The organism is Streptomyces sp. NPDC111802, from assembly GCF_055634335.1.
The window spans coordinates 15,019-38,820 of the sequence record NZ_JBVKCZ010000014.1; the positions used below are offsets into that span (position 1 = coordinate 15,019).

The following is a 23,802-nucleotide window of genomic DNA, read 5'->3' on the forward strand; positions in this document are numbered from 1 at the left end:
TCAGCCACGCACAGCGCAGGGGGCCGGTGTCCGTCAGGAAAGTGGTGGCTCCTCGCGGGTCCGGAACTCCCGGGCCGCGACCGTGAGCGTTCCGACCAGGGCGATCAGCACCGCTGTGGCGAGCAGTTGATAGCTGATCACGGGTTCGAAGAGCTTGCGCAGTACCTCCTGTGGGCTCGGGCCGAGGCGCATGGCCGAGGCCAGCCAGCCGGCTTCCGGCGGGGGGACCGTGAAGCCGGATCCGTCCGCGACGTGCGGGTTTCCGGTGAGGTCGCGGAGCCGGTACGGCAGCAGCAGGAACGGGATGTAGGCGAACAGCGAGGCGAACTGGGTCAGGACCGGCGCGAACCAGAGTGTGCGGGGTAGCCAGAACGCGGCGATGACGGTCAGTACATCAGCGAGGTAGAAGTAGCGCTCGTGCATGTTCGGCAACAGGAACGGCACCATCAGCGCCGACACCGCGGCCGCCAGGATCACGTGGAGATCCGTCAGGTGGGAGCGTTGCAGCAGCACCGCGCCGATCAGCCCGAGCACCAGAACCGCCGTGAGGACGATCCCCAGCGTCTGCACCCCTTCAGGGGTCGACGAGCCGAGATACTGGAACGCGTTGGGCGCCGTCACGATGAACTTGCCGTGCAGCAACGACGCCTGGTCGAGGTAGACGGAGAGCAGCGCCCTCGGCTCGGCACCCAGCAGCAGCGCCGGGACATCGAGCAGCAGATACATGCCCGGTACGGCCAGCAGGCAGGGCCAGGGGAGCCGGCGGCGCAGCACCATCAGCAGCAGGACCGGGAAGAGGAAGACGGCCTGGAGTTTGAAGGCCAACGCGGCGCCGAAGAGGGCGCACGCCGTCCAGGGCCTGCGCCGCATCAGGTGGTACAGGCCGCCGATCGCGAGAGCGGCGTAACCGGAGTCGCACTGCCCCCACATGGCGCTGTTCAGCACGACCGTCGGCAGCAGTACGACCACGACAGCCGCGGCGAGCGGCTGCCACCCCGTGGGGTACCGGAGCCTGACGATCCGGTGCACGTACCAGCCGAGCAGGACATCGAAGGCGATCGGGATCAGCTTCACCGCGGCCAGCGACGGGATCTTCAACACCACGGCCGTAGCGAGCAGGTAGAGGTAGGGGACGTTGTAGTTCGAGAACTCATGGCGAAGCGCGCCGTAACCGCCGTTCTGCTCCATGAACAGATACCAGCGGCGGTAGAAGTCCACGTAGTCCTCGGACCTGTGGTCCAGGAAGGCGAACCGGGCGATCAGGGCGACGACGGTGATCGTGGCGACCACCAGGAGCGACGACCGGTGCCGGGCCCACCAGCCCGTGACGGAACCCGGTGCCTTCACTCCTTCCTCCGCCTGTGTGGTCATCTCTTGACTGGACGTCATGTCTTGACTCGATTCGAGTGGGGACGGCAGGGGCCGGTGAGCGGGAGCCGTTCAGCAGGCGCGGCACAGCGCGATGAGCGAGACACCGAACGGCGGATCGACGCGGGGCAGGAGACGCGCCTCGGACGAGAAGAGCCCGAGCAGGAGTCGGTTGACCAGCGGCGACGGCAGCGCCAGATGTGGATCGACCCGCTCGGCCGCCGGCGGTGCCACCCGGCGTCGCCAGCGGCCCGCCGTCCTGGCGGCGAGCGCCGGCAGAAACAGCAGCGAGTTGAAGTAGGCGATGCGTTCGACCTGGAATCCGCCGGCCCGGCGCAACAGGTCGTGCAGCTCCTTGCGGCGGTAGCGCCTGAAGTGCCCGGCGTAGACGTCGTGGTGGCTCCAAAGCATCGGGTAGGCAGGGACGGTCAGCGCCAACCAGCCACCGGGTGGCAGCACTTGGCGGAACGCGCGCAGTGCTGCCAGGTCGTCGGCGAGGTGCTCGACCACGTCGAACGCTGTCACCAGGTCGAACGTCTCGTCGCGGGGGAGATCCTCGGGGATGCTGCCGCAGTGCGCCGTGACGCCGGTGGGCAGCCTTTGCCTCAGGTAGTCGATGGCTTGCGGGGAGCTGTCGAGCGCCGTGACGGTCCCGAACTCACGCAGCATCTCGACCATTTCGCCCGTCCCCGACCCGACGTCGAGGACGTTCAGTCCGCCGGGCGTCGCCCGGCCCGGGCCCCGTAGGTGCTCGCGCAGCATCGTTGCGACGATCCGCCGCCGCCCCTGGAACCACCAGTGCCGGCTCTCCACAGCCGCGAACGCGTGGTACATGGAGGTGTCCACAGCCGTCACCCCAGACGTTCCATGACGATGTACAGGGGGCGTTTCTTGACCTCGTGGTAGATCCGTGCGATATACGCGCCGACTATGCCGAGAGTGGTCAGCTGGGCACCGCCGACCAGCAGGACCACGGAGACGGTGGAGGCCCAGCCGACCGGCAGCGACAGCGCGCTGAGCCGGGCCAGCAGCACCAGGCACACCATCACCGCTCCGGCGGCGGCGGTGACCAGGCCCAGCGTCGAGACCAGCCGCAGCGGGACACTGGAGAACCCGAGCAGGCCGTCCGCGGCGAGCTTCGTCAGCCGGCGCAGGGTGTACTGGGACCGTCCGGAGGGCCGCGGGGCGCGGTCGTACTCGATGGCGGTCTGCCGGAACCCCGACCAGCTGCGCAGCCCGCGCAGGAACCTGCTGCGCTCCGGCATCGCCCGCAGTACGGCCGCGACCCTGCGGTCGAGGAGGGCGAAGTCCCCGCTGGACAGGGGCACTTCGATGTCGGCGAGATACCGGAAAGCACGGTAGAACAGCGCGTAGGACAGGCGCTTGAGAGGCCCTTCCTTGCGGTTCCTGCGGACCATGTAGACGACCTCGTGGCCCGCTCGCCAGCTCTTGACGAGATCAGCGATCAGCTCCGGGGGGTCCTGGAGGTCGGCGTCCAGCATGACGACCGCCGAACCACGGGCGACGTCCAGCCCGGCGCTCAGCGCGGCCTGCTGGCCGAAGTTCCGCGACAGCCTGAGCAGCCGGACCCTTCGATCCTCTCGGTGCAGTTCGCCGATGACGCCGGCCGACCCGTCGGCGCTGCCGTCGTCGACGAACAGGATCTCGAAGGTGCCGATCGGGGTGAGTGCCCTGGTCAGCCGAAGGTGCAACTCACGCAGAGTGGTGGCGTTGTTGAAGACCGGGACGACCACCGACAGCAGCGGCGCCCCGGTTCCGGAGCCGTCGGATGCCACCTCCGAGGGGCCGTCGGCGCGTGCCCGCACCAGGCGCAGAATGTCGTCGGCCGAGAGCCCGGTGGTGCGGGCGGCGATGTGCAGAGGGGCCCGTCCCAGCACATAGTCGCCCAGGGCGAGGGCGCGATACAGGTCGGGGGTGTCGTGTGCTTGCTGCGTTTCGGCGTCGGTCCGCATGCCGCTCCTCTCCTGCGCCGTCGTCGAGTACTCGGAGCGGCTCAATCGAGGACCGCGACGGCGCGTGCCCAACCCGCCCCGGCGCGGGCGACGCGCACCGGGAAGCAGACGACCGTGAATCCGTGGGAGGGCAGCTCGCCGAGGTGCGCCAGACGCTCGATCTGGCAGTACTCCCGCTGTCGGCCCGCGAAATGCGCCGGCCACAGCAGACCGCGGTCGCGGGTCTCGGCGTAGCGCTCCATGATGTGGGTGAAGGGGGCGTCGAGGCTGAACGCGTCCGTGCCGATGACCCTGACACCGCGATCGAGCAGGTAGTGCACGGCCGACCCGTCCAGCCCCGTGAAATGGGTGAAGTAGCGCTGCGTTCCGCTCCATTCCTCGGCCCCGGTACGCAGCAGCACGATGTCGTACGGCCGCACCTCGTGGCCGACGCGGTCGAGTTCACCGGCGATGAAGTCGGCGTCCACGCTGCCCACGCCGGCCGCCGTGAGGTCCAGTACGACACCCGGGCGGTAGAACCACTCCAGCGGCACCTGGTCGATGGTCTTCGGCTCCCCGTACGCCGCCGTGGAGCCGTAGTGGGTCGGGGCGTCGACATGCGTTCCGACGTGGGTGGTCAGCGTCAGGGTGTCGTTGTTGAGGAACTCTCCGTCCGGCAGGTCGGCGGGGTCGAGGGACAGCCCGAAGTGCTCCTGCATCTCCGCGACCAGATGTGCCGCCCCCTGCGCCGGAGTCATGATCGAGTGCTCGATCGGGTCCGGCTCCCACGAATCGGCGTCGACCGGGGAGGAGAGGTCGATCAGACGCATGAGCCCTCCTTGCCGGCCGCCGCACCGGTCTCGGCCGACTCCGCGTACGCCTTGGCGTGCTCCAGCGTGACCGTGCTGTTGCGGCCCAGCGCCCGGCGAACGAAGTCGCGTGCGGTGGCGACGGTGGCTTCCGGTCCGAGCACATCGGTCACGCGGTCCGGGTCGAGCAGCACCGTGTGCCGGGACGTGGCCAGCGTGCCCTCCGGCCGCGCCGTGAGGTGCCAGGAACCGGTGTGGGCGGTCATCAGGGCCGGGGTGACGACCTGCTTGTAGACGATGCGGTCGGGAGGCAGGCAGATCCGCACCGAGGACGTCGTGTGCACCGAGCCGTCGGCGGTGCGGGTGTCCATGTCCATGTGCTGCACCCCCGCCTGCTCGGTCAGCTCCAGGCGGTCCACGTGCGGGATGCGCCGGGGCCAGTCGGCCGCGCTCCGGAGGAAGTCGTAGACGGCGTCCGGCGGTGCCGCGATCTCCACCGAGTCCTCGAAGGAGAGCAGGAGTTCGTCGGTGCGGCCGGCCAGTTCGGCGGCGTTCCTGAGCCGGGCGAGCTCCTCGGTGCTGTTGCTGTCGACGGCCTCGTCGATCCACCGCAGTGACCGCGGCTCGTCGTCGACGGCGCTGTACTCGTGCAGCAGCGTCACCCGGGTCGTGTTCGCGTCGAGGGGGGTCATACGCCACTCGCCGCTCATGAAGGCCACCGGGGGAGCCGGGACTTCCTGCCGGAAGCGCACGCTCAACGCGCCGGCGTCGAGGACGCGGTGGGACGTCCAGCACTTCACGTCGCCGTTGGCGGTGGCCCAGATCCGGATGCGTTCCTCGCCGCCCCCGCTCTCCAGGATCTCGACGTGCAGGGTCGGCGTGAAGTAGTGCGGCCAGTCGGTGGCGGAGGCCACGATGTCGTAGACGGTCCGGGCCGGAGCAGCCACGGTGATCGAGTGGTCGGTGGAACGAAGGGTCGGTGCCGTCATGGTGTCGTTCCTTTCCGGATCAGTAGTTGCCGAGCCCGCCGCACACGTTGATCGCCTGCGCCGTGATGGGCGCGGCGGATTCGGTCACCAGGTATCCGACGATTCCGGCGACCTCGTCCGGCGTTGTGTAGCGGCCCAGGGGGATACGACTGCGGAATCGTTCGAGGACTTCCGCCTCGGTGGTCTCCCATGCGGCTGCGTATCCCTGGCGCACGCGCTCGGCCATAGGTGTCTCTACATATCCGGGGCACACCGCGTTCACCGTGACACCGCTCTTGGCGAGTTCCAGACCCAGCGCCTTCGTGAATCCCACGACGCCGTGTTTCGAGGCCGAATAGGGGGCGCCCAGCACCACGCCCTGCTTTCCGCCGGTCGAGGCGATGTTGATGACGCGCCCCCAGCCCCGCTCCAGCATTCCGCCGTTCACCAGTGTTTCGCGGGTCATCCGGAACACGCTGGTGAGGTTCGTCTCGATCACGTCCGACCACAGCTCGTCGGTGATCCCGGTCGTGACCCCGCCGCCACTGCGGCCGGCGTTGTTCACCAGCACGTCGACCCCGCCGAAAGCCGCCACCGCTGTGCGCACCAGGGTTTCGATGTCCCGGCGATTACGGACGTCGGCCCGCGTTCCGTCGGCTTCCGCTCCGAGGTTTCGCAGTTCCTTGACCGTTCGGCCGACGTCGTCGGCATTCCGGGCGCAGACGAAGACACGCATCCCGTCCTTCGCCAGAGCGCGTGCGACCGACAGCCCGATTCCGCTGGTGGCGCCGGTTATCAGAGCGGTTCGGGAGACGTCCTCGGTCATCTGTCATCCTCCTGTGCCCGCAGGCGGGTCGGTTTCGCGTCCGTCGCACTGTTTCAACGGCACCTAGAAGAAGGGTCGAAATGCGGCGGAGGAGCCTTCCACCCGTCGTCGAGGAGTGTTCAAGGCGCGTTGGGAAGGCTGCCAAGGGCAAGCAAGACGTCGGGAGTTGAGGAGATGTCCGGATGACCGAGATCGTGGTGACGGAAAGCATCGGCGAACTGCGGGCCCGAGTGGAGCAGTTCTATGCCACCCAGATGCGGCTCCTCGATTCCGGGGACGCCGCGGCCTGGGCGGACACGTTCACCGAGGACGCCGTCTTCTCGGCCAACGCCCTGCGCGAGCCCACCCGTGGCCGTACGGCCATCGCCGCCGCCGCGCGCCGGACCTCCGACGAGCTGAGGGCGGCCGGACGAATCCGGCGGCACTGGATCGGCATGTCCGCGGTGGAGCCCGCGGCGGACGGCACGGTGCGGGTGGCCAGCTATGCGTTGATCATCCAGACGGAGATCGGCGGCTCGCCGACGCTGCTGATGTCGACCACCTGTGACGACATCCTGGTGGACGACGGCGGCCTGCGTGTGCGGCAGCGGTCGGTCGCGCGCGATGACATCGCCTCCTGACAGCGCGATGACATCGTCTCCTGACAGCGGTGCCGCACAGGGGCCGCCGCGGTCGGGCCGATGGCAGGTGCCGCTCGTCGGGGAGCTGGCGCGGTTCGGGGTGATGGGGGTCGTCAACTCCGCGGTGGCCATCGTCGGCACCAGCGTCCTCCATCTCGGTCTCCGCGTGGGGCCGCTCGCCTCGAACGTGATCGCCACCCTGCTCGCCACGACCGTCTCGTTCGCCGGCAACCGCTGGTGGACCTTTCGGCACCGCAGACGGAGCAACCTGGTCCACGAGTACGCCGTGTTCTTCGTCCTGAACGGAGTCGGCCTGCTGGTCCAGCTGCTGGCCATCGGCTTCGCCGTCCATGTGCTGGCCCGGCGCGACCCGGTGTCGTACCACGTGTCCCTGCTCATCGGGGTGGCCCTGGCCTCGCTGGTCCGCTTCCTCAGCTACCGGAAGTGGGTGTTCCGCCCACGGGAGCGGCCCGCGGCAGGTGCCCGGCGGCCCGGCTGACGACGGACCTCAGGCCCGGCTGGTTGCGGGGGAAGTCCCTCAACCACCCGGGCCTGAGACGGCGTTCAGGCCGCGTTGTCGAGCCTCGGGTCCGAGGCGAGCACGGACTGGTGCAGCCGCTGGAGCCGGGGCGACGGGTCGATGCCGAGCTCGTCCACGAGCGACGAGCGCAACCGCTGGTAGACATCGAGGGCCTGGTGCCGTCTGCCGGACCGGTGCAAGGCCAGCATGAACTTCTCGTGCAGCCCCTCGTGGAAGGGATGCTGGGCGACCAGCGAGGTGAGCTCGCCCAGCAACTGGTGGTGCCGGCCCAGCCGCAGGTCGGCGGCGATCCGGCCCTCGAGTATGCCGAGCCGGTCCTCCTCCAGGCGCATCACCTCGGCCTCCAGCAGCCGGCCGATGGGTACGTCGGCCAGCGGGGGACCGCTCCACAGGGCGAGTGCCTTGCCGAAGCAGGCGGCCCCGCGTTCGATCTGTCCCTCTTCCATGGCTCGCCGTCCGTCGGCCACCAGCTCGTTGTACACGTGCAGGTCGACCGTCCCCGGTGGAACGCTCAGCATGTAGCCGTTGGTGTGAGTGGTCAGCACGTTCTTGGCTATATCCGCCAGATCAATTTCCCACAGCGCGCCAAGTGCCTTGCGCAGGTGCAGGACGTAGGTCTGCAACGTGGTCGTCGCGCTCTTGGGCGGGGTTTCGCCCCACAGCTCCGTCATGAGTGAAGCAGTGGACACGATCTTGTTTGCGTTGAGCAGCAGAAGAGCCAGAATCTTCCGTGGTTTGGGGGCCAGGCGTGTGCTCACCGTCCCGATCGGTTCAATGGTTATGGGTCCGAGTATTCGTATCTCCAAGCTGACTCCAGGGCCATGACACGGAAATGTTTTCGCCGACGATAGTCTTGCGCCGCCCGGGGCGTTTTTAAATACGGGAACCCGGTAAGGATGGTCAACTTCGTCAGGAAGGTGATCGGCGCAGGTCAGCTGTGCCGTTGATCGGTGCACTCTGCAAGTTTCACAGTTCGACGCCCGGTCCACCTCGATTCGAAGCGCAGGTCAAGGTCCCTTCGAGCCCATTTCGAGCAGCTGCTGTGCATGCTCGGTCCGCATGATTCGAATGATCGGGATAGGATTTCTATGGACTACTGTGTGGCGATAACCGGGATCGGAGTCCGGGCGCCAGGGGGAATCGGCACCAATGCGTTCTGGGAACTCCTGACGTCCGGTCGTACCGCAACGCGGACGATATCCTTTTTCGACCCGTCCCCGTTTCGGTCCCGCGTCGCGGCCGAGTGTGATTTCGATCCGCGCGCCGAGGGCTTCACGCCCAAGGAGATCAGGAGGATGGACCGGGCCGCGCTGCTGGCGGTCGCGGCCGCCCGCGAGGCGCTCGCCGACAGCGGGCTGGTCGGCGGCGCGCTCGAACCCACGGAGCTCGCGGTCGCGGTGGGCAGCGCCGTCGGGTGCACCATGGGCCTGGAGCAGGAGTACTCGACCGTCAGCGACGGCGGCCGGGAGTGGCTGGTCGACCACACCTATGCGGTCCCGCAGCTGTACGGCTACTTCACCCCGAGCTCACTGGCCGCCGAAGTGGCCTGGGCGGTGGAGGCGGAGGGGCCCGTGTCGGTCGTCTCCACGGGATGCACCTCCGGGCTGGACGCGGTCGGCCACGCGTGCGGGCTGCTCCGGGAGGGGTCGGCCCGGATCGCCGTGGCCGGCGCCACCGACGCCCCGATCTCCCCCATCACCGTCGCCTGCTTCGATGCCATCAAGGCCACCACGGCGCGCAACGACGACCCGGAGCATGCCTCCAGGCCGTTCGACCGCAGCCGCGACGGCTTCGTGCTCGGGGAGGGGAGCGCGTTCTTCGTCCTGGAACCGCTCGAGGACGCGCTGCGACGCGGGGCGCACGTCTACGCCACGATCCGTGGGTTCGCCTCGCGCTCGAACGCGTACCACATGACCGGCCTCAGGCCGGACGGCAGGGAGATGGCCGAGGCGATCACGGCGGCGCTCGGACAGGCGCGGCTGCGCCCCGACGACATCGACTACGTCAACGCGCACGGCTCCGGCACCCGGCAGAACGACCGGCACGAGACGGCGGCGGTGAAGCGAAGCCTCGGAGCGCACGCCTTCCGCGTCCCGGTCAGCTCGATCAAGTCGATGATCGGCCATTCGCTGGGCGCCATCGGGTCCCTCGAGATCGCGGCGTGCGCGCTGGCCATCGAACACAACGTCATACCCCCCACGGCCAACCTCGAGGAACCCGATCCGGAGTGCGACCTGGACTACGTCCCGAAGACCGCGCGTGAGCAGACGACCGACGCGGTGCTGACCGTGGGCAGCGGGTTCGGCGGATTCCAGAGCGCGATGGTGCTCGCCCGTGCCGAAGCGGCCACCCGATGAGGGACGCGGTCGTGGTCACCGGACTCGGCATCACCGCACCCAACGGGCTGGGAAATCACGCCTATTGGGAGGCGACGCTGCGCGGCCGCAGCGGCATCGCCCCGCTGAGCCGGTTCGACGCGAACGGCTACCCCGCCCGACTCGCCGGAGAGGTCCCCGGCTTCGAGCCGGCCGAGCATCTGCCGAGCCGGCTGCTGCCGCAGACGGACCACATGACCCGGATGGCGCTGGTGGCGGCCGACTGGGCGCTGGAGGACGCGCGGGCCGAACCGGACCGGCTGCCGGAGTTCTCGATGGGCGTCGTGACGGCGAGTTCCTCCGGAGGCTTCGAGTTCGGGCAGCGGGAGCTGGAGAAGCTGTGGAGCAAGGGCAGCCGGTATGTCAGCTCGTACCAGTCCTTCGCCTGGTTCTACGCGGTCAACACCGGCCAGATCTCCATCCGCAACGGTATGCGCGGCCCGAGCGGGGTCCTCGTGAGCGATCAGGCCGGCGGGCTGGACGCCGTCGCCCAGGCGCGTCGGCTGGTGCGCGGCGGGGTCGAACTGGTCGTCTCCGGCGGAGTGGACGGCAGCCTGTGCCCCTGGGGCTGGGTCGCACAGCTCAGTACCGGCCGACTGAGCACCAGTGACGACCCCGGGTCGGCCTACCTGCCGTTCAGCTCCGCTGCTCACGGCTACGTCCCCGGGGAGGGCGGCGCGATCCTCGTACTGGAGTCGGCGGCCACGGCGGCGCGGCGCGGCTCGGGCACACCGTACGGCGAGATCGCGGGGTACGGCGCGACATTCGACCCGCGCCCGGACAGCGGACGGCCGCCACGGCTCCGGGACGCGATCGAGCTCGCGCTCGCCGATGCCGGGCTCGGCCCGTCCGACGTCGACGTCGTCTTCGCGGACGCCGCCGGCCTGCCCGACCTGGACCGGACGGAGGCCGAGGCGATCAACGATGTCTTCGGGCCGGGCCGGGTACCGGTCACCGCCCCCAAGACGATGACCGGACGGCTCTACTCGGGCGGTGCCGCCCTGGACCTGGCCGCCGCCCTGCTGGCGCTGCGCGACGGCGTCGTGCCGCCGACCGTGAACGTCGAAAGCCCGGCCCCCGAGTACGCGATCGACCTGGTCGTCGAGCCACGGCAGGCAGCACTGCGCGTCGCGCTGGTGCTCGCGCGCGGACACGGCGGCTTCAACGCGGCGATGGTCCTGCGGGCCGTGCGCACCGCCGGCTGACTCCCCGGGACCGGCACCGGCGCATCTTCCGGGACACCCCACAACCGAACGGCAAGGTGATGACGGATGAGCCAACTGACCCTGGAACAACTCTGGACGATCATGAGGGAGTGCGCGGGCGCGGTGGACGGCGTCGAAGCGGACAAGGACATCCGCGACGTCGAGTTCGGGCTCCTGGGATACGACTCACTCGCGCTGCTGGAGACCGCCGCCCGCCTGGAGCGCGACTACGGCATCAGCTTCGAGGACGAGGTCGTCGGACAGGCCCGGACCCCGCAGGCCCTGCTGGACCTGGTCAACAACGCCCTCGCCGACGCCGCTTGAGGAAGCAGGACCGGCTCCGGAGGCCATGCCGGGGCCGGTCGACAGCACCCGACCATCCATGGAGAGTCGCATGCGCATACTGGTCACGACCGCCCCGAGCGCGGGGCACTTCTTCCCTCTCGTTCCCTTCGCCTGGGCGCTGCGGGCCCGCGGGCACCAGGTTCTGGTGACCACGCCCGAGCAGTTGGTGGCCGAGGCCGGCCGAGCCGGTCTCCCCGCGGTGCCCTCGGCCCCGACCATCGACCTGCGCGCGGCGATGGCCCCGGGGGACGGACCTCACCCGTCCCAGCGCAAGGGGGCACGGGACGCCTCGGTGGAGCATCTCGGGCGCGGCTTCGGCCGGCTGGCGGAGCAGACGGTCGAGGGCACGGTCGCCGTCGCCGAACGCTGGGCGCCCGACCTCGTCGTATCGGAGCCGACCGAGCACTCCGGCGCGGTCGTCGCGGCGCGGCGCGGCATCCCGCTCGTCCGGCACAACTGGGGGCTCGAACTTCCCCCGGAGGCGGAGGAGGTCGCTGCGGAGCAACTCGCGCCGACCCTGGACCGGCTCGGTCTGCCCGCACCGGCGCGGGCCGAACTGCGGGTCGACATCTGCCCGGAGAGCCTTCAGCTGCCGCGCGCCCGGCCCGCGCAGCGCATGAGGTTCGTCCCGTACAACGGGGCCGGTGTCACGCCGCCCTGGCTTCTGGAGGGATCCGAACGCCCCCGGATCTGTGTGACGCTCGGCAGCGTCGTGCCGCAGATCCACGGGGTGAAGCTCCTCAAGGAGCTGGGGGAGGAGCTCTCCGGCGACAACGCGGAGATCGTCATCGCCGTCCCGGACCGCTTCGCCGACGAACTCGGCCCACTTCCTTCGGGGGTCCGTGCCGCGGCCTGGCTGCCGCTCAACCTCCTGTTCACCCACTGCGAGGCGGTCGTGCACCACGGCGGCATCGGGTCCGCGCTGACCGCCCTGGCCTTCGGGCTGCCCCAGGTGGCGCTGCCCCACATGGGCGACCAGCACGCGACCGCGGACCGGCTGGCGGACGCCGGCGCGGCGGTCGTCGTGCCCCGCGAGGAGATCAGTCCCCTCGCCGTGGCCGAGGCCCTCCGCAAGATCCGCACCGAGGCGGGCTACGCCGAGCGGGCCCGGGCGATCCGCACGGAGAACGCGGCCGCGCCCCGGCTCGACGAAGTGGCCGCCGTGGTCGAGCAGTTGTCGGCGGAAAGCCGCCGGAACTGAGTGAGCGCGCTCGGCACGCCCGGGGAAACGGGAGTGCCGAGCGCGCCCGTCGATTCACTCCGTACTCATGAATCGCTGTTCATGAAAGTTCTTCGACTCGTGTCCGAGACGATTTCAAGTGGCCTCGAAGACCATGAGGTGCGTGATTCGAAAAACGCGGAAATCGCAAATCACGCTACCCGACAGTCGATAAAGGGGCATGGTGTGAAGGCATTGGTTCTCGCCGGGGGAAAGGGCATCCGGCTGCGCCCGTTGAGCCACACCACGGCGAAACAACTGATACCGGTGGCCGGTGAACCCGTGGTCCGCTTCAGTCTCGACGTCATTCGAGAGGCCGGGATCACCGAGGTCGGCGTCGTCGTGGGGGAGCGCGGAGACCAGTTCAGGGAAATTCTCGGCGACGGCCGCGAATTGGGCCTACGGATCACCTACATCGAACAGGAGCGGCCGGACGGGCTGGCGCACTGTGTGCTGATCGCCAGGGAATTCCTGGGGTCCGACGACTTTCTGATGTGCCTGGGCGACAACGTCGTACTCGAAGGCGTCGGCCAACTCGTCACGGAGTTCAGGACCAACAGGGCCGATGCGATGCTGCTGCTGGGAAAGGTCGACGACCCGTCGGAGTACGGCGTGGCCGTGGTCGACGACGCGGGACGCGTCCAGCGACTGGTGGAGAAGCCGGAGACATACGTCGGGGACCTCGCCGTTGTCGGCGCATATGTGTTCTCGCCGGCGATCCACCGCGCGGTGCGGGCCATCGGGCCGAGCGCGCGCGGCGAACTGGAGATCACCGAAGCCATCCAGTGGCTCGTCGACACCGGCCATCGCGTCGTGGGACAGGAGTGCCCCGGCTACTGGAAGGACGCCGGGCGCCTCGCCGACCTGCTCGCCTGCAACCGAGTCCTGCTGGAACGCCTGACCACCGACATCACCGGCCACGTGGACGGAAGGTCCACCATCAGCGGGCCGGTGGTCGTCGCGGAGAGCGCCACGGTCAGCGGATCCGAGCTGGTCGGACCGGTGTTCGTGGCGGCCGGTGCGGTCGTGCGGGACAGCAAGCTCGGCCCGCACACGGCCGTCGGCCCCGGCTGCCGGATCACCCAGGCGGAGATAGCCGACTCGATCCTGCTGGAGGACGCCACCGTCCACGGGGTGAGCGGACTGTCGGGCTCGGTGGTCGGCCGCGCGGCCAGCGTGCGCGGCGGAGCGTCGGGGGCCGAGGTCTTCCTCGGCGACGACAGCAGCGTCGTGTTCGGCTCATGACCGGGCTGCGGAACGCGGCGGACCGGCCCGCCGCCGGGCGACGGCACGCCCTAGTGGTCGGCGCCGGTGGACTCATGGGCCGGGCGCTCTGCGAGCGGCTGCGGGCCGCCGGGACGCGGATCGTCGCCGCCACCCGGGAATCGCCCCGGCTGGTCCACCCCGACGGCTCGCCCGCCCCGGCGCTGAGCGCGGCCGGCATCGTGTATTACCTCGCGACGAGCGTGACTCCGGGAACGGCCGAGACGCGCCCCGAACTCGTGGCGGCCGACCACGAGACGTTCGTACGGATCCTGGACGCGCTGGCGACGGTCGGGGACCCGCCGCTGACGGTGCTCACCAGCACGGGCCTGACGGTCAGTGAGTCCGGGGCCGGTGGACCGTGCACCGAGGACGCGGTCGCCCTGCCGAAGTCGGCCTACGCGAGGGCCAAGCTCGCCCTGGAGCAGGAGCTGTTGTCCCGTTCCCCGCTGGTGCCCGGGCTGGTGGTGCGGATGACCAACGTCTACGGGCCGGGTCACCCGCTGCGTCGCGGGTACGGCGTCGTGGCGCACTGGCTGGCCGCGGTCGCGGACGGCCGTCCGCTCGACCTGTACGGCGATCCGGACACCACCCGGGACTACGTCCACGTCGACGACGTGGTGGACGCGCTGGCCGGGCTCGGCCCCGAGGCGGCCGATCTGCCGTTCGACGTGGTCAACATCGGGTCCGGTGAGGCGACCACGCTCGGCCGGCTGCTGGGTGTCATCCGCGAGGTGACCGACCGGGAGCTGACCGTGCGGCTGCGTCCCAGCCGGGGCTTCGACCAGCCCGCCAACCTCCTCGACGTGGACCGGGCGCACAGGTTCCTCGGCTGGCGGGCGCGTACACCGCTCGCCGTGGGCATCGAACGCACCTGGCGCGCCCTGGTCGGAACGGGGGTGGCGCGATGAACGGCGACCGCGGCGTGGCGACGCCCCCGGCGAGGATGTGGCCGCTCCTGCCGCATCCGCTCGGGGACGACCACGACACCCGACTCGCGCAGGAACCCGTCCACTTCCCGCCCACCGCCGTGCCCGGCGACGGCATGACCACCCTGGCCGGCCTCCTGCGCGAGATCCTCACGCGTCCGCTGTGCCGGACGCCCGCACAGGGCTCGCCGGCCGACGAGAAAACCTCGACCTGACCGCAGGCCCTCGACCAAGGGAGAGAAGCCGATGCTCGTCTTCATCAACCGTTTCACCGTCACCGGCGATCCGCTCGAGTTCGAGCGCGTCTTCGCCGACACCGCGGCCCACCTCGCGAAGCAGCAGGGCTTCATCCGCTTCCGTCTGGTGCGTTCTTCGGACGATGGCCGCTCCTACGCCAATGTGGCCGAATGGGAGTCGGCGGACGACCTGCGTGCCGCCGTTCGCCGTTCGGAGTTCGACGAGCACGCGCGGAAGCTGCGCGAACTGGCGTGCAGCGAGCCACAGTTCTACGAGGTGGTGGCCGAATGCGCCGCGAGCTGATTGCCGAACCGAAATGACACGGATGCTCGTGACCGGCGGTGCGGGTTTCATCGGTGCGAACTTCGTGCACCACACGCTGACCAGACGATCCGAGTACGAGGTCTGCGTCCTGGACGCGCTGACCTATGCCGGTAATCGCGACAACCTCAAGGCCGTGGCCGGCGACATACGCTTCGTCGAGGGGAACGTCTGCGACGCGGAACTCGTCGACCGCCTCGTGGCCGACGTCGACGTGGTCGTCCATCTGGCCGCCGAATCCCATGTGGACAATTCACTGCGCGACCCCGAACCCTTCGTCCGCAGCAACATCATGGGGACGTACGTCCTTCTGGAGGCCGTGCGCCGCCACGGGCGCAGGTTCCATCACGTATCCACCGACGAGGTGTTCGGCGAGCTGGACCTCGACTCGGACGACAGGTTCACCGAAGCGAGCGCCTTTGATCCGTCGAGCCCTTACTCGGCGACCAAGGCGAGCTCCGACCTGCTCGTACGGGCGTGGGTCCGATCCTTCGGGGTAGCGGCGACCCTGTCGAACTGCGCCAACAATTACGGGCCTTACCAGTATGCGGAGAAATTCATCCCGCGGCAGGTGACCAATGTGCTCGTGGGACGGCCGCCGAAGCTCTACGGGACCGGCAGCAACATCCGGGAGTGGACGCACGTCGAAGACCACAACGAAGCGGTCCATCTCATTCTGGAAAAGGGCGGGATCGGTGAGACCTATCTGATCGGATCGGGATGCGAAGTCAGCAACAAGGAAATGCTGGAAACGATCCTGGAATTGATGGGAAAACCGGTGGACCGGTATGAACGAGTCCCGGACCGACCGGGGCACGACCTGCGCTATGCCAACGACTCGACCAAACTGCGATCCCGGCTCGGCTGGGAGCCCCGCCATCGGAGTCTGCGCTCCGGGCTCATCGCGACCATCGACTGGTACCGGGAGAACACCTGGTGGTGGGGGCCCCGTAAGGACGGCATCGAGCGCGGTTACGACGCACTGGGCAGGTAAGGGTCGCTCTCCCTCCCCGGGAGGGCTGTGGTTTCGACCCGAACTATTCAAGTCAGTGTTCCCGATCACGGGTTGATGCGGAGCGCGGCTGGAAACACTGGCCAGTGATCATTTGCACTGACTATGGGGGAAACGATGACCGTCCATGAGACGTCCTCATTACTCGCCTCGTGCCTGACCAGACTTCGTTGGTCGCCGGAACAGCTGGCTCTGGAGATCAACAAAAAGTGCGGAGCGGGAACAATCAGCAAAAAGGCTCCCTATAATTGGTTGAAAGGGGCCCGGCCGCGTCGGCAATTGCCTTACGTGGTCGCCGAGATCCTCGCCGACCGGCTGGGCGAGCCGATCACGGCCGAGGCACTGTGGCCGGGGTCCCCACCGTCCGCCCTCGCCCTGGGGCGGGCCGCCCGTATCCAGAGCGTGTCCTCCGTGCCGAGCCTGCCGGTGGTGATGAGCGACCTGGTCAACGTGTCGGTCGCCTGGCTGGTGGAGGACGAGCCGGCGCCGCCCGTCCGGCTGTACGGGGACGAGGTGCCGGACGTGGCCATGCAGATGCTGTCCGCGCGCCTGAGCCAACTGCGCAAGGTGGACGAGATCTCCAGCACCAGACTCGCGATGGACTGGGCTCTCCTCGATCTTCAGTCGGCGCGCAAACTGGCCGCGGACCACGCCTACGACGACTCGACCGGTGTGCAACTGCACCGCCTCATCGCCGAACTGGCCCATCTGGCCGGATGGCTCGCCGCCGAACTGGGACTGCTCCGCATCGCCCGGTCCTGTCTGCTGACCGGGCTCGCCGCCGCCCGCACCGCCCGGGACCGCTCGCTCGCCGCCTACATCATCTCCAGCATGAGCTACCGGTCGATCTGGGAAGGGGAGCCGGAGGCCGGCCTGCGACTGATCCGCATCGCACGCAAGGGAACGGAACGGGAGGATCGCGACCTCCACCTGGCGCTGCTGGCGGCTCGCGAGGCACGGGTGCGCGCGGCCCTCGGTGACAGGCGGGGCTGCGAACACGCCATCGCCGAGGCGGCGGAGCTGAGCCTCGACCGTCGGCCGGCCTCCGCCAAGCCCTGGGTCCAGTGGGTGAACCGGGCCGTGATCCTCGCGGACGCCGGCCGGTCCTGGCTGGAACTGGGCTGCTTCCGGCGGGCCGAGAACTATCTGGCGCACGGACTCGCGCTGTTCGGCGACTGCCAGCCACGCAACCGGATGCTGCACGCCACCTCCCTGGCCGAGGCCCGGCTGGGCCGCGGCGAGGTCGACGGAGGTGCCGAGGCCGCCGAGGAGGCGCTGTCACTGGCCGGGGCGATGGCCTCCCAGCGGGCCCGTGTGCGCCTGTCGGGACTGCGTCGGCAGTTCCTCCAGAACGACCACGCGGTCGCGCGTGACATCTCCCGGCGGATAGCCGAGTTCCTGGCGAGGGACCGATCACTGCCGGACAGTTGACCATCACCAAGAGGCCGTCACCCGAAGTCCGTCCTCGGGTGACGGCCTTTCACTGCGACACGCGCGTCGCGCAGGCCGGAGGCGAGGGGCGGCTACTGCGCGCCGCTGCCGTAGGGCCGAGTCATGATCTCCATGTTGTGGCCGCTGGGGTCCTCGAAGTAGACACCCCGCCCGCCGTCCCGATCATTGATCTTCCCGGGTTCCCGGTGGTACTGGTCCGCCCAGTAATCGATGCCGCTCTCGCGGATCCGACCGAAGATCTGGTCGAACTCGTCGTCGCTGATGAGAAACGCGCAATGCCCCGGAACTATGTCACCTCCGCCCCGCACGTCCATGAAGTCGAGCGACACGTCGTTGGCGAGTTGCAGAACCGCGAACGGGCCCATCTCCTTCGGCTTCGGAAGGCCGAGCAGATCGGCCATGAACTGCGCCGAGGCGTCCTTGTCCTTCACCAGGACGATGGTGTGGTTCAACTCCACGGCCATGAACTTCTTCCCCTCTGTTCGGTCCTACTGCGAGATCTTCTGTTCGGCCGTCCCCCACCCGCGGACTTCCGGTCCGACCATGTTCAGCTCCCGTAACATGGGCATGTAGTTGATCACGTCCCAGTGTTCGACGACCTTTCCGTCGACGAAGCGGAACTCCTCCGCGGTGTGCCACGTCACCTCGCGGTGGGTCGGGGCGATATCCATGAAAGGGCCCTTGTGCGTGGCGGTGACGCTGATGCGCACGCTGACCCGGTCGCCCTCGGCTATCACGCTCTTGACGTCCAGCCGCACATCGGGAAACGCCGTGAGGCCGGATTCCATGCGTTGGACCATTTCCTCGTTCGGAATGATCCGCTCCTCGGAGTGATGGACGATGTCCGACGCCCAGTGCGCGGTCACTCCGGCGAGCTCCCCGCGGTTCCATGCGTCGACCATCTGCAGACAGCGCTTCTTGTTTTCGGCCGATGTCAACTTGCCTCCTCCTTTGACTGCTTGACGGGCTCCACAGTCTTCCGACCGCTCCTTGAGAACACATCAAGGAGCGGTCGCAATACTCACGGGCGAGGAAACTTCCCCATGGCGAAAGGAGGTCGGGAACCATGACGTATCTGGTGACCGGCGCGTCCGGACACGTCGGCAGACATGTGACCGAGCGGCTGGTGGCGGCGGGCCACGAAGTGCGGGCGATGACCCGGACACCGGGACGGACCCCCGTCCCCGGCGGCGTGCGCGTGGTCGCCGGCGACCTGAACACCCCGGACAGCCTGGACGGTGCCCTGCGGGGAGTCGAGCGGATGTTCCTGTTCCCGGTGCCGGAGACCGCGTCCGAAGTAGTCGAGCGTGCGGTACGCGCCGGCGTGCGACGCATCGTGGTGCTGTCGTCCAGCTCGGTCCACGACGAGACCACGCACAGCGGAGCCCACCACCGTGCCGTGGAACGCGCGGTGGAACGCAGCGGAGTCGAGTGGACCTTCGTACGCCCCGACGAGTTCGCGAACAACCTGCTGTGGAAGTGGGGGCACTCGATCCGCACCGAACGCGTCGTCCGCGCCCCCTACCCCGAGGCCCGGCGCGCGTTGATCCATGAGCGCGACGTCGCCGCCGTGGCCGGCGTGGCCCTGATGGCGGACGGTCACGACGGCGCCTGCTACGAGCTGACCGGCCCCGAACTGCTGGACCAGCCGCAGCAGGCAGCACGGATCGCGGCGGTCACCGGCCTCGACATCCGCTTCGAGGAGGTGAGCCCGCAGACCGCGCGGGAGGAGATGGGCCGGTTCATGCCCGAGCCGGTGGTGGACATGGTCCTCGACTACCTGGTCGAGTCGGTGGCCAACCCACCCGCGCCCCTGCCCACGGTGGAGAAGGTCACCGGACGCCCGGGCACGCCGTTCGACCAATGGGTGCGCGACCACACGGCGGAACTCGTCGGCTGAGCACACCAAGCCGCGGCCCCGGGGCGATGGGCCCCGGGGCCGCGAACGCTTCGGTGCCGTCAGTCCCGCCATCCCGCCGCGGTCGGCCACGGCTCGTCGAGCTGGCGGTAGGTGCCGAGATAGTCGGGCCAGTCGCGGTGATCGCGAATCCTGCCGTCGACCACCTTGATGAGATGGATCTGTTCACCCGAGAAGCGGCGGCCGGTCGGCGCCATCCCCACCAGATCTCCGACATGGCGTCCGTACAGGGCCAGGTAGGCGCGCACCCAGTCGCCGCGTTCCTCGTACCGGATCTCCTCCAGGCGCACTTCCTCCGAGAAGGTCATGCGAAGCCACTTCACCGCCATGGCGAAGACGGCCGGCCCGCGCCAGCTCTTGTCCTCCATGTGTTCGAGGGAGGCCGGGTTCAGATAGTCGGGGTGAATGTAGTCGTCCACATCGCTGGTGTCGCCGGTGTTGTAGGCGCGCACCATCCTCCTGACGACATCGACATTGCCGCTCACAGCCGTTCCTTTCAGAAGAGCGCCTCGGCACCGACAGCCTCGGGCACCGACACGGAGACAGGGGATGGCCTCACGCGACCGACAGCGCGCCGTCCACCGGCACCACCGCGCCGTTGAGGTAACCCCCGTCGGCCGAGGACAGCGTGACGATCCACCAGGCGATGTCCTCGGGAGCCCCGACCCGGCCGAGCGGAATCTCCTCCCGCATCCGGGCCATGAACCCCTCGTACTGGGCCTGGGACACACCGGCCCGCAGGGCCACGCCGGTGTCGGTGACGCCGGGCGCGACCCCGATGACCCGGATGCCACGCGGGGCCAGTTCGACGGACCAGGTGCGGGTGAGCACATCGAGACCGGCCTTCGTCGCGCAGTAGACCGCGTTGTCCGGGATGGTGCGCAGACCTATCGACCCGGCCGAGCTGATGTTGATGACCAGGCCGCCGGTCTCCTCCAGCGCGTCGAGAGCCTGCTGGGTGAGCATGATCGGCGCGATGAGGTTCGTCCTGATCTGGGCCTCGACCGACTCCTGGGCGAGTGAGCCGAGGCGCGCGAAGCTCGCGATCCCGGCGTTGTTGACGAGCACGTCGAGCCGCCCGAGTTGGCGTCGCGCGGTGTCGACGACGGTGGCGGCCGCGTCCGGCTCGGTCAGGTCGAGCGGGAGGGTGTGGATACCGTCCCGCCCCTTCGCGGTCTCGGCGAGCGTGTCGGCGGACCGCCCGACGATCAGGACCGCGTCGCCGGCGTCGGCGAACGCGTGCGCGGCGGCACGGCCGATGCCCGTACCGCCGCCCGTGATGACGATTCCTCGCATGCTGCTCTGTCTCCCTTTTCTCGCGGACCGGGCATCTCAAGGTGCCGGGAGCGCCTAGAAAACGACTCGAAGCGGCCTCACGGGATTCCCCGCCGCCCGTCGCATTTCCACTCCGATTCGAGGGCGTCGCTAGGCGCGGCTGCGAGCTTGAGCCCATGACGGACAGCATGGAACGGACGGCCGTTGTCACCGGCGCGAGCAATGGAATCGGTCGGGCGATCGCCGCCACATTGGCGGCGGAAGGCGTACGGGTCTACATCTGCGGCCGGGACCCGGCGACCATCGAGAAAACGGTTGCCGAACTACGTGACGAGGGAGGGGAGGTGAGCGGACAGGCCTGCGACGTCACCAAGCCCGACCAGGTCACCGCGCTGATGACCGCATGCGTCGAACGGTACGGGCCGGTGGACATCCTGGTGAACAACGCCGGCCGGCCCGGTGGGGGAATCACCGCGAACATCGACAACGAATTGTGGTACGCCACCATCGACACCAATCTCAACGGCGTTTTCCTGATGACCAAGGCCGTGCTGAACGAAGGGCGTATGCCGGAGCGTGCGAATGCCCGGATCATCAACATCGCCTCGGTCTGGGGCAAGCAGGGCACCATCGGAGGCGCGCCCTACGCGGCGGCCAAGCACGGCGTCGTGGGATTCAGCCGGTGTCTGGCGCTGGAACTGGCGAAGACCGGGATCACCGTCAACGCGGTGTGCCCCGGATATGTCGAGACCCCGATGTCGGTCAACGTACGCGCCTGCCAGGCAGGCATCTGGCAGGTGGACGAGGAGGAGGCGCTGCGCCGGCTGGCGTCCGACATCCCCGTCGGGCGGTACAGCGAGCCCGAAGAGGTCGCCTGGATGGTCTCCTACCTCGCCTCACCGAAGTCCGCGTCGGTCACCGGACAGGCGCTGAACGTGTGCGGCGGCTTCGGTGTCCACTGATCGTCCGCCCACCGACTCACGGGCAGGAGGTGGGCGATGGGAGGCGTCGCGATAATCGGCGCGGGCACTGGCGGACTGTGCCTGGCCCAGGCGCTGCACGCCGCCGGGATCGAGGTGACCGTCCACGAACGGCACCACACCCCGACCGACCCGCTGCACGGCTACCGGGTCCGTATCAACCCGATCGGGGCTCGCGCGCTGCGCCGCTGTCTGCCGGGCCCGGTGTGGGAGGCGTTCCTGTCCCGTGCCGGACGGATCGGGCAGGACTTCGGATTCCTCACCGAGCGACTGCGGGAACTGACCGTCGTGGACGGCGGTCCGGACGCCGAACCGCACTACTCCGCCGAGCGCGGCATGCTGCGGGAGGTCCTGCTGAGCGGGCTGGAGGACGTGGTGCGGTTCGGCGCCTGCTTCGAACGCTACGAACGCAGGCCGGACGGCAGGTTCGAGTGCCGCTTCACCGACGGCACGCGTACCACGGCCGACCTCGTCGTCGGGGCGGACGGGGCCAACTCCCGGGTTCGTGCGCAGTATCTGCCGCATGCGCGGCGCGTTGACATCGGGATGGTCTCCGTCGTCGGCCGCCTCGCTCTGCCCGCCGCCGACCGGCTGCTTCCCGAGTGCCTGCGCAGCCGTCCCAACTCGGTGGTCGCGCCACGCGGAACGGGCATGTTCGTCGCACGGCACGAGCCCGGCACGGACGAGGGCTACCTCATGTGGGCGTACGGCGCCGGCGCGCATCGCTATCCCGCGGACGTCGAGGCCATGTCCGGCACCCAACTGGCCGAACTGATCGGCGGGTTGACCCGGTCCTGGCATCCCGCGCTGCGGGCGATGGTCCGCGAGACCGACCCGGAGACGGTCAACGCGGTCACCATCCGCACATCGGTCCCTCCCGATCCCTGGCCGGCGACTGGGGTGACCCTGCTCGGTGACGCCATCCACAGCATGACGCCGCTGCGGGGCGTGGGCGCCAACATGGCGCTCAACGATGCCGCGCTCCTCGCCAGTGAACTCATCGGCTGCGCGGATCAGCGCATGGCCGTGCGCCGCTACGAGGTCGCGATGCGGCAGGAGGGTTTCCGCGCGGTCGCCGAGTCGTTGCGGGCCGCCCGGATGTTCGTGTCCGAAAGCGCGGTGCAGCGCTTGGCGTTCAAGACGGTGCTGCGCACCGCCGCCGCGATCCCCCCGCTCCGGAAGGTGCTGTTCGCCAAGCTCGGATGATCGGCGCCGGTTCCCACTCGACAGCGGGCGCGATGATCGCGCCCGCTGTCGAGTGTGCGCGAGCGCGCCGCCGGCGCGCCCGCTCTGTCCGTCGCCGTGGGGTCAGGAGCCGACGCGGGCGGTGACGAAGCGCACCGGCGTCTCGATCACCAGCGAGCCGTCGGGGGCGCTCAGCTCGGACAGCCCGGCGATCAGCGAACGGCGCAGATCCTCGGCGACCGGCTCCGGCAGCCGCTCCCACAGCAGCCGCATGCCCTGTGTGTGCGACCAGTCGACCCAGGCGGCCGGCGACTCCGCGGTCATCGGAACGGGCTGGTCCTCGACGATCACCTCGCTGAACCCGGCCTCGCGCAGGGTGACTTCGAGCAACTCCAGGTCGGAGAGCCAGCCGTTGTAGCGCCGACGCAGCTCGCTCGGCTGCCAGTCGGCCGGCAGCGCGGCGAGCACCGACGCCGGGATCATCGGGGTGAACACCGGCGGCAGGAACGGAAAGCTGTCCGCTTCGAAGACGGGGCAGGTGAAGGCGAGCCGGCCCGTGGACGCCATGATGCGCGGATAGCGGGCCAGTGCGGCGGGGGCGTCGGGCAGGAACAGGATGCTGTAGCTGCCGAGCACCAGATCGAACGAGCGACGCGCGAACCGCGGTCGCTCGGCGTCCATGACCATCAGCTCGACGTTGTCGGCGCCGGCCCTGGCCGCCTCGGCCCGCGCGGCCTCGACCATGGTGTCGGCGATGTCGATGCCGACGGCCCGCCCGGTCGGGCCCACGGCCCGTGCGGCGGGGAAGAGCGCGGCGCCGCGACCGCAGCCGACGTCGAGCACCCGCTCACCCGGCTGCGGCGCGGCGAGCTCGACCAGGAGCCGGCCCATGGGGGTGAAGAAGCCGACTCCGCCCCGGTCGTAGGAGTCGGCGGCGTTCTTGAAGGCGTTCGTCACGCCGGATTTGTAGGCAGTCGAATCCATTCTCTCCTCCAGATCATT

Annotated in this window: 27 protein-coding genes; 15 read left to right on the plus strand and 12 right to left on the minus strand. The window is 69.2% G+C overall.

Features of this window, described 5'->3' with window-relative positions; translation table 11 throughout:
• Positions 1-33: 33 nt before the first annotated feature.
• From ACZ7NC_RS17390 to ACZ7NC_RS17415, 6 genes are read right to left on the minus strand one after another with little or no spacing between them, the layout of a single operon-like run.
• Positions 34-1,389, minus strand: a complete 1,356-nt coding sequence (locus tag ACZ7NC_RS17390; RefSeq protein WP_471489107.1) for a hypothetical protein — start codon at positions 1,387-1,389, stop codon at positions 34-36.
• 51 nt (positions 1,390-1,440) lie between these two features.
• A complete protein-coding gene (locus ACZ7NC_RS17395) occupies positions 1,441-2,223 on the minus strand; it encodes a class I SAM-dependent methyltransferase (protein ID WP_471489108.1) in 783 nt (260 codons plus the stop codon).
• Positions 2,220-3,341, minus strand: coding sequence for a glycosyltransferase family 2 protein (locus tag ACZ7NC_RS17400; protein WP_471489110.1), 1,122 nt, complete (start codon positions 3,339-3,341; stop codon positions 2,220-2,222). The genes ACZ7NC_RS17395 and ACZ7NC_RS17400 overlap by 4 nt, the downstream gene beginning before the upstream one ends.
• Positions 3,342-3,382: 41 nt before the next feature.
• Positions 3,383-4,150, minus strand: a complete 768-nt coding sequence (locus tag ACZ7NC_RS17405; protein ID WP_471489112.1) for a cyclase family protein — start codon at positions 4,148-4,150, stop codon at positions 3,383-3,385.
• Complete coding sequence (locus tag ACZ7NC_RS17410; RefSeq protein WP_471489114.1) at positions 4,141-5,118, minus strand: aromatase/cyclase; 978 nt, start codon at positions 5,116-5,118, stop codon at positions 4,141-4,143. Before ACZ7NC_RS17410 ends, ACZ7NC_RS17405 begins: the two co-directional genes overlap by 10 nt.
• A gap of 19 nt (positions 5,119-5,137) precedes the next feature.
• Positions 5,138-5,923 (minus strand): SDR family NAD(P)-dependent oxidoreductase, encoded by a 786-nt coding sequence (locus ACZ7NC_RS17415; protein WP_471489115.1) that lies wholly within the window; start codon positions 5,921-5,923, stop codon positions 5,138-5,140.
• A gap of 182 nt (positions 5,924-6,105) precedes the next feature.
• Here ACZ7NC_RS17415 and ACZ7NC_RS17420 point away from each other — a divergent pair, with 182 nt between their 5' ends.
• Both ACZ7NC_RS17420 and ACZ7NC_RS17425 read left to right on the plus strand, forming a co-directional pair.
• Positions 6,106-6,543, plus strand: coding sequence for a nuclear transport factor 2 family protein (locus ACZ7NC_RS17420; RefSeq protein ID WP_471489116.1), 438 nt, complete (start codon positions 6,106-6,108; stop codon positions 6,541-6,543).
• Positions 6,544-6,550: 7 nt separating this feature from the next.
• Positions 6,551-7,042, plus strand: a complete 492-nt coding sequence (locus tag ACZ7NC_RS17425) for a GtrA family protein (protein WP_471489118.1) — start codon at positions 6,551-6,553, stop codon at positions 7,040-7,042.
• Between the two features lie 65 nt (positions 7,043-7,107).
• On the opposite strand, the gene ACZ7NC_RS17430 is transcribed toward ACZ7NC_RS17425, so the two are convergent.
• Positions 7,108-7,842, minus strand: a complete 735-nt coding sequence (locus ACZ7NC_RS17430) for an AfsR/SARP family transcriptional regulator (protein WP_471489120.1) — start codon at positions 7,840-7,842, stop codon at positions 7,108-7,110.
• Between the two features lie 330 nt (positions 7,843-8,172).
• On the opposite strand from ACZ7NC_RS17430, the gene ACZ7NC_RS17435 reads away from it, so the two are divergent.
• The 10 genes from ACZ7NC_RS17435 to ACZ7NC_RS17480 all read left to right on the plus strand — a co-directional run bounded on the left by ACZ7NC_RS17435 (position 8,173) and on the right by ACZ7NC_RS17480 (position 17,421).
• A complete protein-coding gene (locus ACZ7NC_RS17435; RefSeq protein ID WP_471489121.1) occupies positions 8,173-9,441 on the plus strand; it encodes a beta-ketoacyl-[acyl-carrier-protein] synthase family protein in 1,269 nt (422 codons plus the stop codon).
• Positions 9,438-10,664 carry a ketosynthase chain-length factor gene (locus ACZ7NC_RS17440; RefSeq protein WP_471489123.1) on the plus strand — a complete coding sequence of 409 codons (1,227 nt, stop codon included), beginning with the start codon at positions 9,438-9,440 and terminating at the stop codon, positions 10,662-10,664. The genes ACZ7NC_RS17435 and ACZ7NC_RS17440 overlap by 4 nt, the downstream gene beginning before the upstream one ends.
• Before the next feature lie 66 nt (positions 10,665-10,730).
• Positions 10,731-10,988 carry an acyl carrier protein gene (locus tag ACZ7NC_RS17445; RefSeq protein ID WP_471489124.1) on the plus strand — a complete coding sequence of 86 codons (258 nt, stop codon included), beginning with the start codon at positions 10,731-10,733 and terminating at the stop codon, positions 10,986-10,988.
• A 70-nt stretch (positions 10,989-11,058) separates the two neighbouring features.
• On the plus strand, positions 11,059-12,210 hold the full coding sequence (locus ACZ7NC_RS17450; protein ID WP_471489126.1) for a nucleotide disphospho-sugar-binding domain-containing protein: 1,152 nt from the start codon (positions 11,059-11,061) through the stop codon (positions 12,208-12,210).
• 204 nt (positions 12,211-12,414) lie between these two features.
• Positions 12,415-13,473 carry a glucose-1-phosphate thymidylyltransferase gene (locus ACZ7NC_RS17455; RefSeq protein WP_471489127.1) on the plus strand — a complete coding sequence of 353 codons (1,059 nt, stop codon included), beginning with the start codon at positions 12,415-12,417 and terminating at the stop codon, positions 13,471-13,473.
• On the plus strand, positions 13,470-14,402 hold the full coding sequence (locus ACZ7NC_RS17460; RefSeq protein WP_471489129.1) for an NAD-dependent epimerase/dehydratase family protein: 933 nt from the start codon (positions 13,470-13,472) through the stop codon (positions 14,400-14,402). Before ACZ7NC_RS17455 ends, ACZ7NC_RS17460 begins: the two co-directional genes overlap by 4 nt.
• On the plus strand, positions 14,399-14,635 hold the full coding sequence (locus ACZ7NC_RS17465; RefSeq protein ID WP_471489131.1) for a hypothetical protein: 237 nt from the start codon (positions 14,399-14,401) through the stop codon (positions 14,633-14,635). Before ACZ7NC_RS17460 ends, ACZ7NC_RS17465 begins: the two co-directional genes overlap by 4 nt.
• A 31-nt stretch (positions 14,636-14,666) precedes the next feature.
• A complete protein-coding gene (locus ACZ7NC_RS17470) occupies positions 14,667-14,960 on the plus strand; it encodes an antibiotic biosynthesis monooxygenase family protein (RefSeq protein ID WP_471489132.1) in 294 nt (97 codons plus the stop codon).
• A gap of 22 nt (positions 14,961-14,982) precedes the next feature.
• Positions 14,983-15,972 carry a dTDP-glucose 4,6-dehydratase gene (rfbB, locus tag ACZ7NC_RS17475; protein ID WP_471489134.1) on the plus strand — a complete coding sequence of 330 codons (990 nt, stop codon included), beginning with the start codon at positions 14,983-14,985 and terminating at the stop codon, positions 15,970-15,972.
• A gap of 306 nt (positions 15,973-16,278) precedes the next feature.
• Positions 16,279-17,421 carry a hypothetical protein gene (locus ACZ7NC_RS17480; protein ID WP_471489135.1) on the plus strand — a complete coding sequence of 381 codons (1,143 nt, stop codon included), beginning with the start codon at positions 16,279-16,281 and terminating at the stop codon, positions 17,419-17,421.
• Positions 17,422-17,513: 92 nt separating this feature from the next.
• On the opposite strand, the gene ACZ7NC_RS17485 is transcribed toward ACZ7NC_RS17480, so the two are convergent.
• Entirely contained in the window at positions 17,514-17,906 is a 393-nt protein-coding gene (locus ACZ7NC_RS17485) for a VOC family protein (RefSeq protein ID WP_471489136.1), read from the minus strand.
• Between the two features lie 24 nt (positions 17,907-17,930).
• Positions 17,931-18,380, minus strand: coding sequence for an ester cyclase (locus tag ACZ7NC_RS17490; RefSeq protein WP_471489137.1), 450 nt, complete (start codon positions 18,378-18,380; stop codon positions 17,931-17,933).
• 128 nt (positions 18,381-18,508) lie between these two features.
• On the opposite strand from ACZ7NC_RS17490, the gene ACZ7NC_RS17495 reads away from it, so the two are divergent.
• Complete coding sequence (locus tag ACZ7NC_RS17495) at positions 18,509-19,342, plus strand: NAD(P)H-binding protein (protein ID WP_471489138.1); 834 nt, start codon at positions 18,509-18,511, stop codon at positions 19,340-19,342.
• A 59-nt stretch (positions 19,343-19,401) separates the two neighbouring features.
• Here ACZ7NC_RS17495 and ACZ7NC_RS17500 read toward each other — a convergent pair whose 3' ends face one another.
• Both ACZ7NC_RS17500 and ACZ7NC_RS17505 read right to left on the minus strand, forming a co-directional pair.
• Complete coding sequence (locus ACZ7NC_RS17500; RefSeq protein WP_471489140.1) at positions 19,402-19,845, minus strand: SnoaL/DnrD family polyketide biosynthesis methyl ester cyclase; 444 nt, start codon at positions 19,843-19,845, stop codon at positions 19,402-19,404.
• Between the two features lie 70 nt (positions 19,846-19,915).
• Positions 19,916-20,656 carry an SDR family NAD(P)-dependent oxidoreductase gene (locus tag ACZ7NC_RS17505; RefSeq protein WP_471489142.1) on the minus strand — a complete coding sequence of 247 codons (741 nt, stop codon included), beginning with the start codon at positions 20,654-20,656 and terminating at the stop codon, positions 19,916-19,918.
• 155 nt (positions 20,657-20,811) lie between these two features.
• On the opposite strand from ACZ7NC_RS17505, the gene ACZ7NC_RS17510 reads away from it, so the two are divergent.
• Positions 20,812-21,597 (plus strand): SDR family NAD(P)-dependent oxidoreductase, encoded by a 786-nt coding sequence (locus tag ACZ7NC_RS17510; protein ID WP_471489143.1) that lies wholly within the window; start codon positions 20,812-20,814, stop codon positions 21,595-21,597.
• Between the two features lie 36 nt (positions 21,598-21,633).
• Positions 21,634-22,821 (plus strand): FAD-dependent oxidoreductase, encoded by a 1,188-nt coding sequence (locus ACZ7NC_RS17515; protein ID WP_471489145.1) that lies wholly within the window; start codon positions 21,634-21,636, stop codon positions 22,819-22,821.
• 102 nt (positions 22,822-22,923) lie between these two features.
• Here ACZ7NC_RS17515 and ACZ7NC_RS17520 read toward each other — a convergent pair whose 3' ends face one another.
• Positions 22,924-23,757: a class I SAM-dependent methyltransferase gene (locus ACZ7NC_RS17520; RefSeq protein ID WP_471489147.1), complete on the minus strand. Its 834-nt coding sequence runs from the start codon at positions 23,755-23,757 to the stop codon at positions 22,924-22,926.
• Positions 23,758-23,802: the final 45 nt, after the last annotated feature.

Excerpts from the sequence above, each read along its gene's own strand:
- rfbB (WP_471489134.1), top strand. The coding sequence starts at position 14,983 with ATGCTCGTGACCGGCGGTGCGGGTTTCATCGGTGCGAACTTCGTGCAC.
- ACZ7NC_RS17420 (WP_471489116.1), top strand. The coding sequence starts at position 6,106 with ATGACCGAGATCGTGGTGACGGAAAGCATCGGCGAACTGCGGGCCCGA.
- ACZ7NC_RS17410 (WP_471489114.1), bottom strand. The coding sequence starts at position 5,118 with ATGACGGCACCGACCCTTCGTTCCACCGACCACTCGATCACCGTGGCT.
- ACZ7NC_RS17505 (WP_471489142.1), bottom strand. The coding sequence starts at position 20,656 with ATGCGAGGAATCGTCATCACGGGCGGCGGTACGGGCATCGGCCGTGCC.
- ACZ7NC_RS17390 (WP_471489107.1), bottom strand. The coding sequence starts at position 1,389 with ATGACGTCCAGTCAAGAGATGACCACACAGGCGGAGGAAGGAGTGAAG.
- ACZ7NC_RS17400 (WP_471489110.1), bottom strand. The coding sequence starts at position 3,341 with ATGCGGACCGACGCCGAAACGCAGCAAGCACACGACACCCCCGACCTG.
- ACZ7NC_RS17510 (WP_471489143.1), top strand. The coding sequence starts at position 20,812 with ATGACGGACAGCATGGAACGGACGGCCGTTGTCACCGGCGCGAGCAAT.
- ACZ7NC_RS17495 (WP_471489138.1), top strand. The coding sequence starts at position 18,509 with ATGACGTATCTGGTGACCGGCGCGTCCGGACACGTCGGCAGACATGTG.
- ACZ7NC_RS17465 (WP_471489131.1), top strand. The coding sequence starts at position 14,399 with ATGAACGGCGACCGCGGCGTGGCGACGCCCCCGGCGAGGATGTGGCCG.
- ACZ7NC_RS17460 (WP_471489129.1), top strand. The coding sequence starts at position 13,470 with ATGACCGGGCTGCGGAACGCGGCGGACCGGCCCGCCGCCGGGCGACGG.
- ACZ7NC_RS17515 (WP_471489145.1), top strand. The coding sequence starts at position 21,634 with ATGGGAGGCGTCGCGATAATCGGCGCGGGCACTGGCGGACTGTGCCTG.
- ACZ7NC_RS17485 (WP_471489136.1), bottom strand. The coding sequence starts at position 17,906 with ATGGCCGTGGAGTTGAACCACACCATCGTCCTGGTGAAGGACAAGGAC.
- ACZ7NC_RS17470 (WP_471489132.1), top strand. The coding sequence starts at position 14,667 with ATGCTCGTCTTCATCAACCGTTTCACCGTCACCGGCGATCCGCTCGAG.
- ACZ7NC_RS17425 (WP_471489118.1), top strand. The coding sequence starts at position 6,551 with ATGACATCGTCTCCTGACAGCGGTGCCGCACAGGGGCCGCCGCGGTCG.
- ACZ7NC_RS17450 (WP_471489126.1), top strand. The coding sequence starts at position 11,059 with ATGCGCATACTGGTCACGACCGCCCCGAGCGCGGGGCACTTCTTCCCT.
- ACZ7NC_RS17415 (WP_471489115.1), bottom strand. The coding sequence starts at position 5,923 with ATGACCGAGGACGTCTCCCGAACCGCTCTGATAACCGGCGCCACCAGC.
- ACZ7NC_RS17440 (WP_471489123.1), top strand. The coding sequence starts at position 9,438 with ATGAGGGACGCGGTCGTGGTCACCGGACTCGGCATCACCGCACCCAAC.
- ACZ7NC_RS17445 (WP_471489124.1), top strand. The coding sequence starts at position 10,731 with ATGAGCCAACTGACCCTGGAACAACTCTGGACGATCATGAGGGAGTGC.
- ACZ7NC_RS17435 (WP_471489121.1), top strand. The coding sequence starts at position 8,173 with ATGGACTACTGTGTGGCGATAACCGGGATCGGAGTCCGGGCGCCAGGG.
- ACZ7NC_RS17405 (WP_471489112.1), bottom strand. The coding sequence starts at position 4,150 with ATGCGTCTGATCGACCTCTCCTCCCCGGTCGACGCCGATTCGTGGGAG.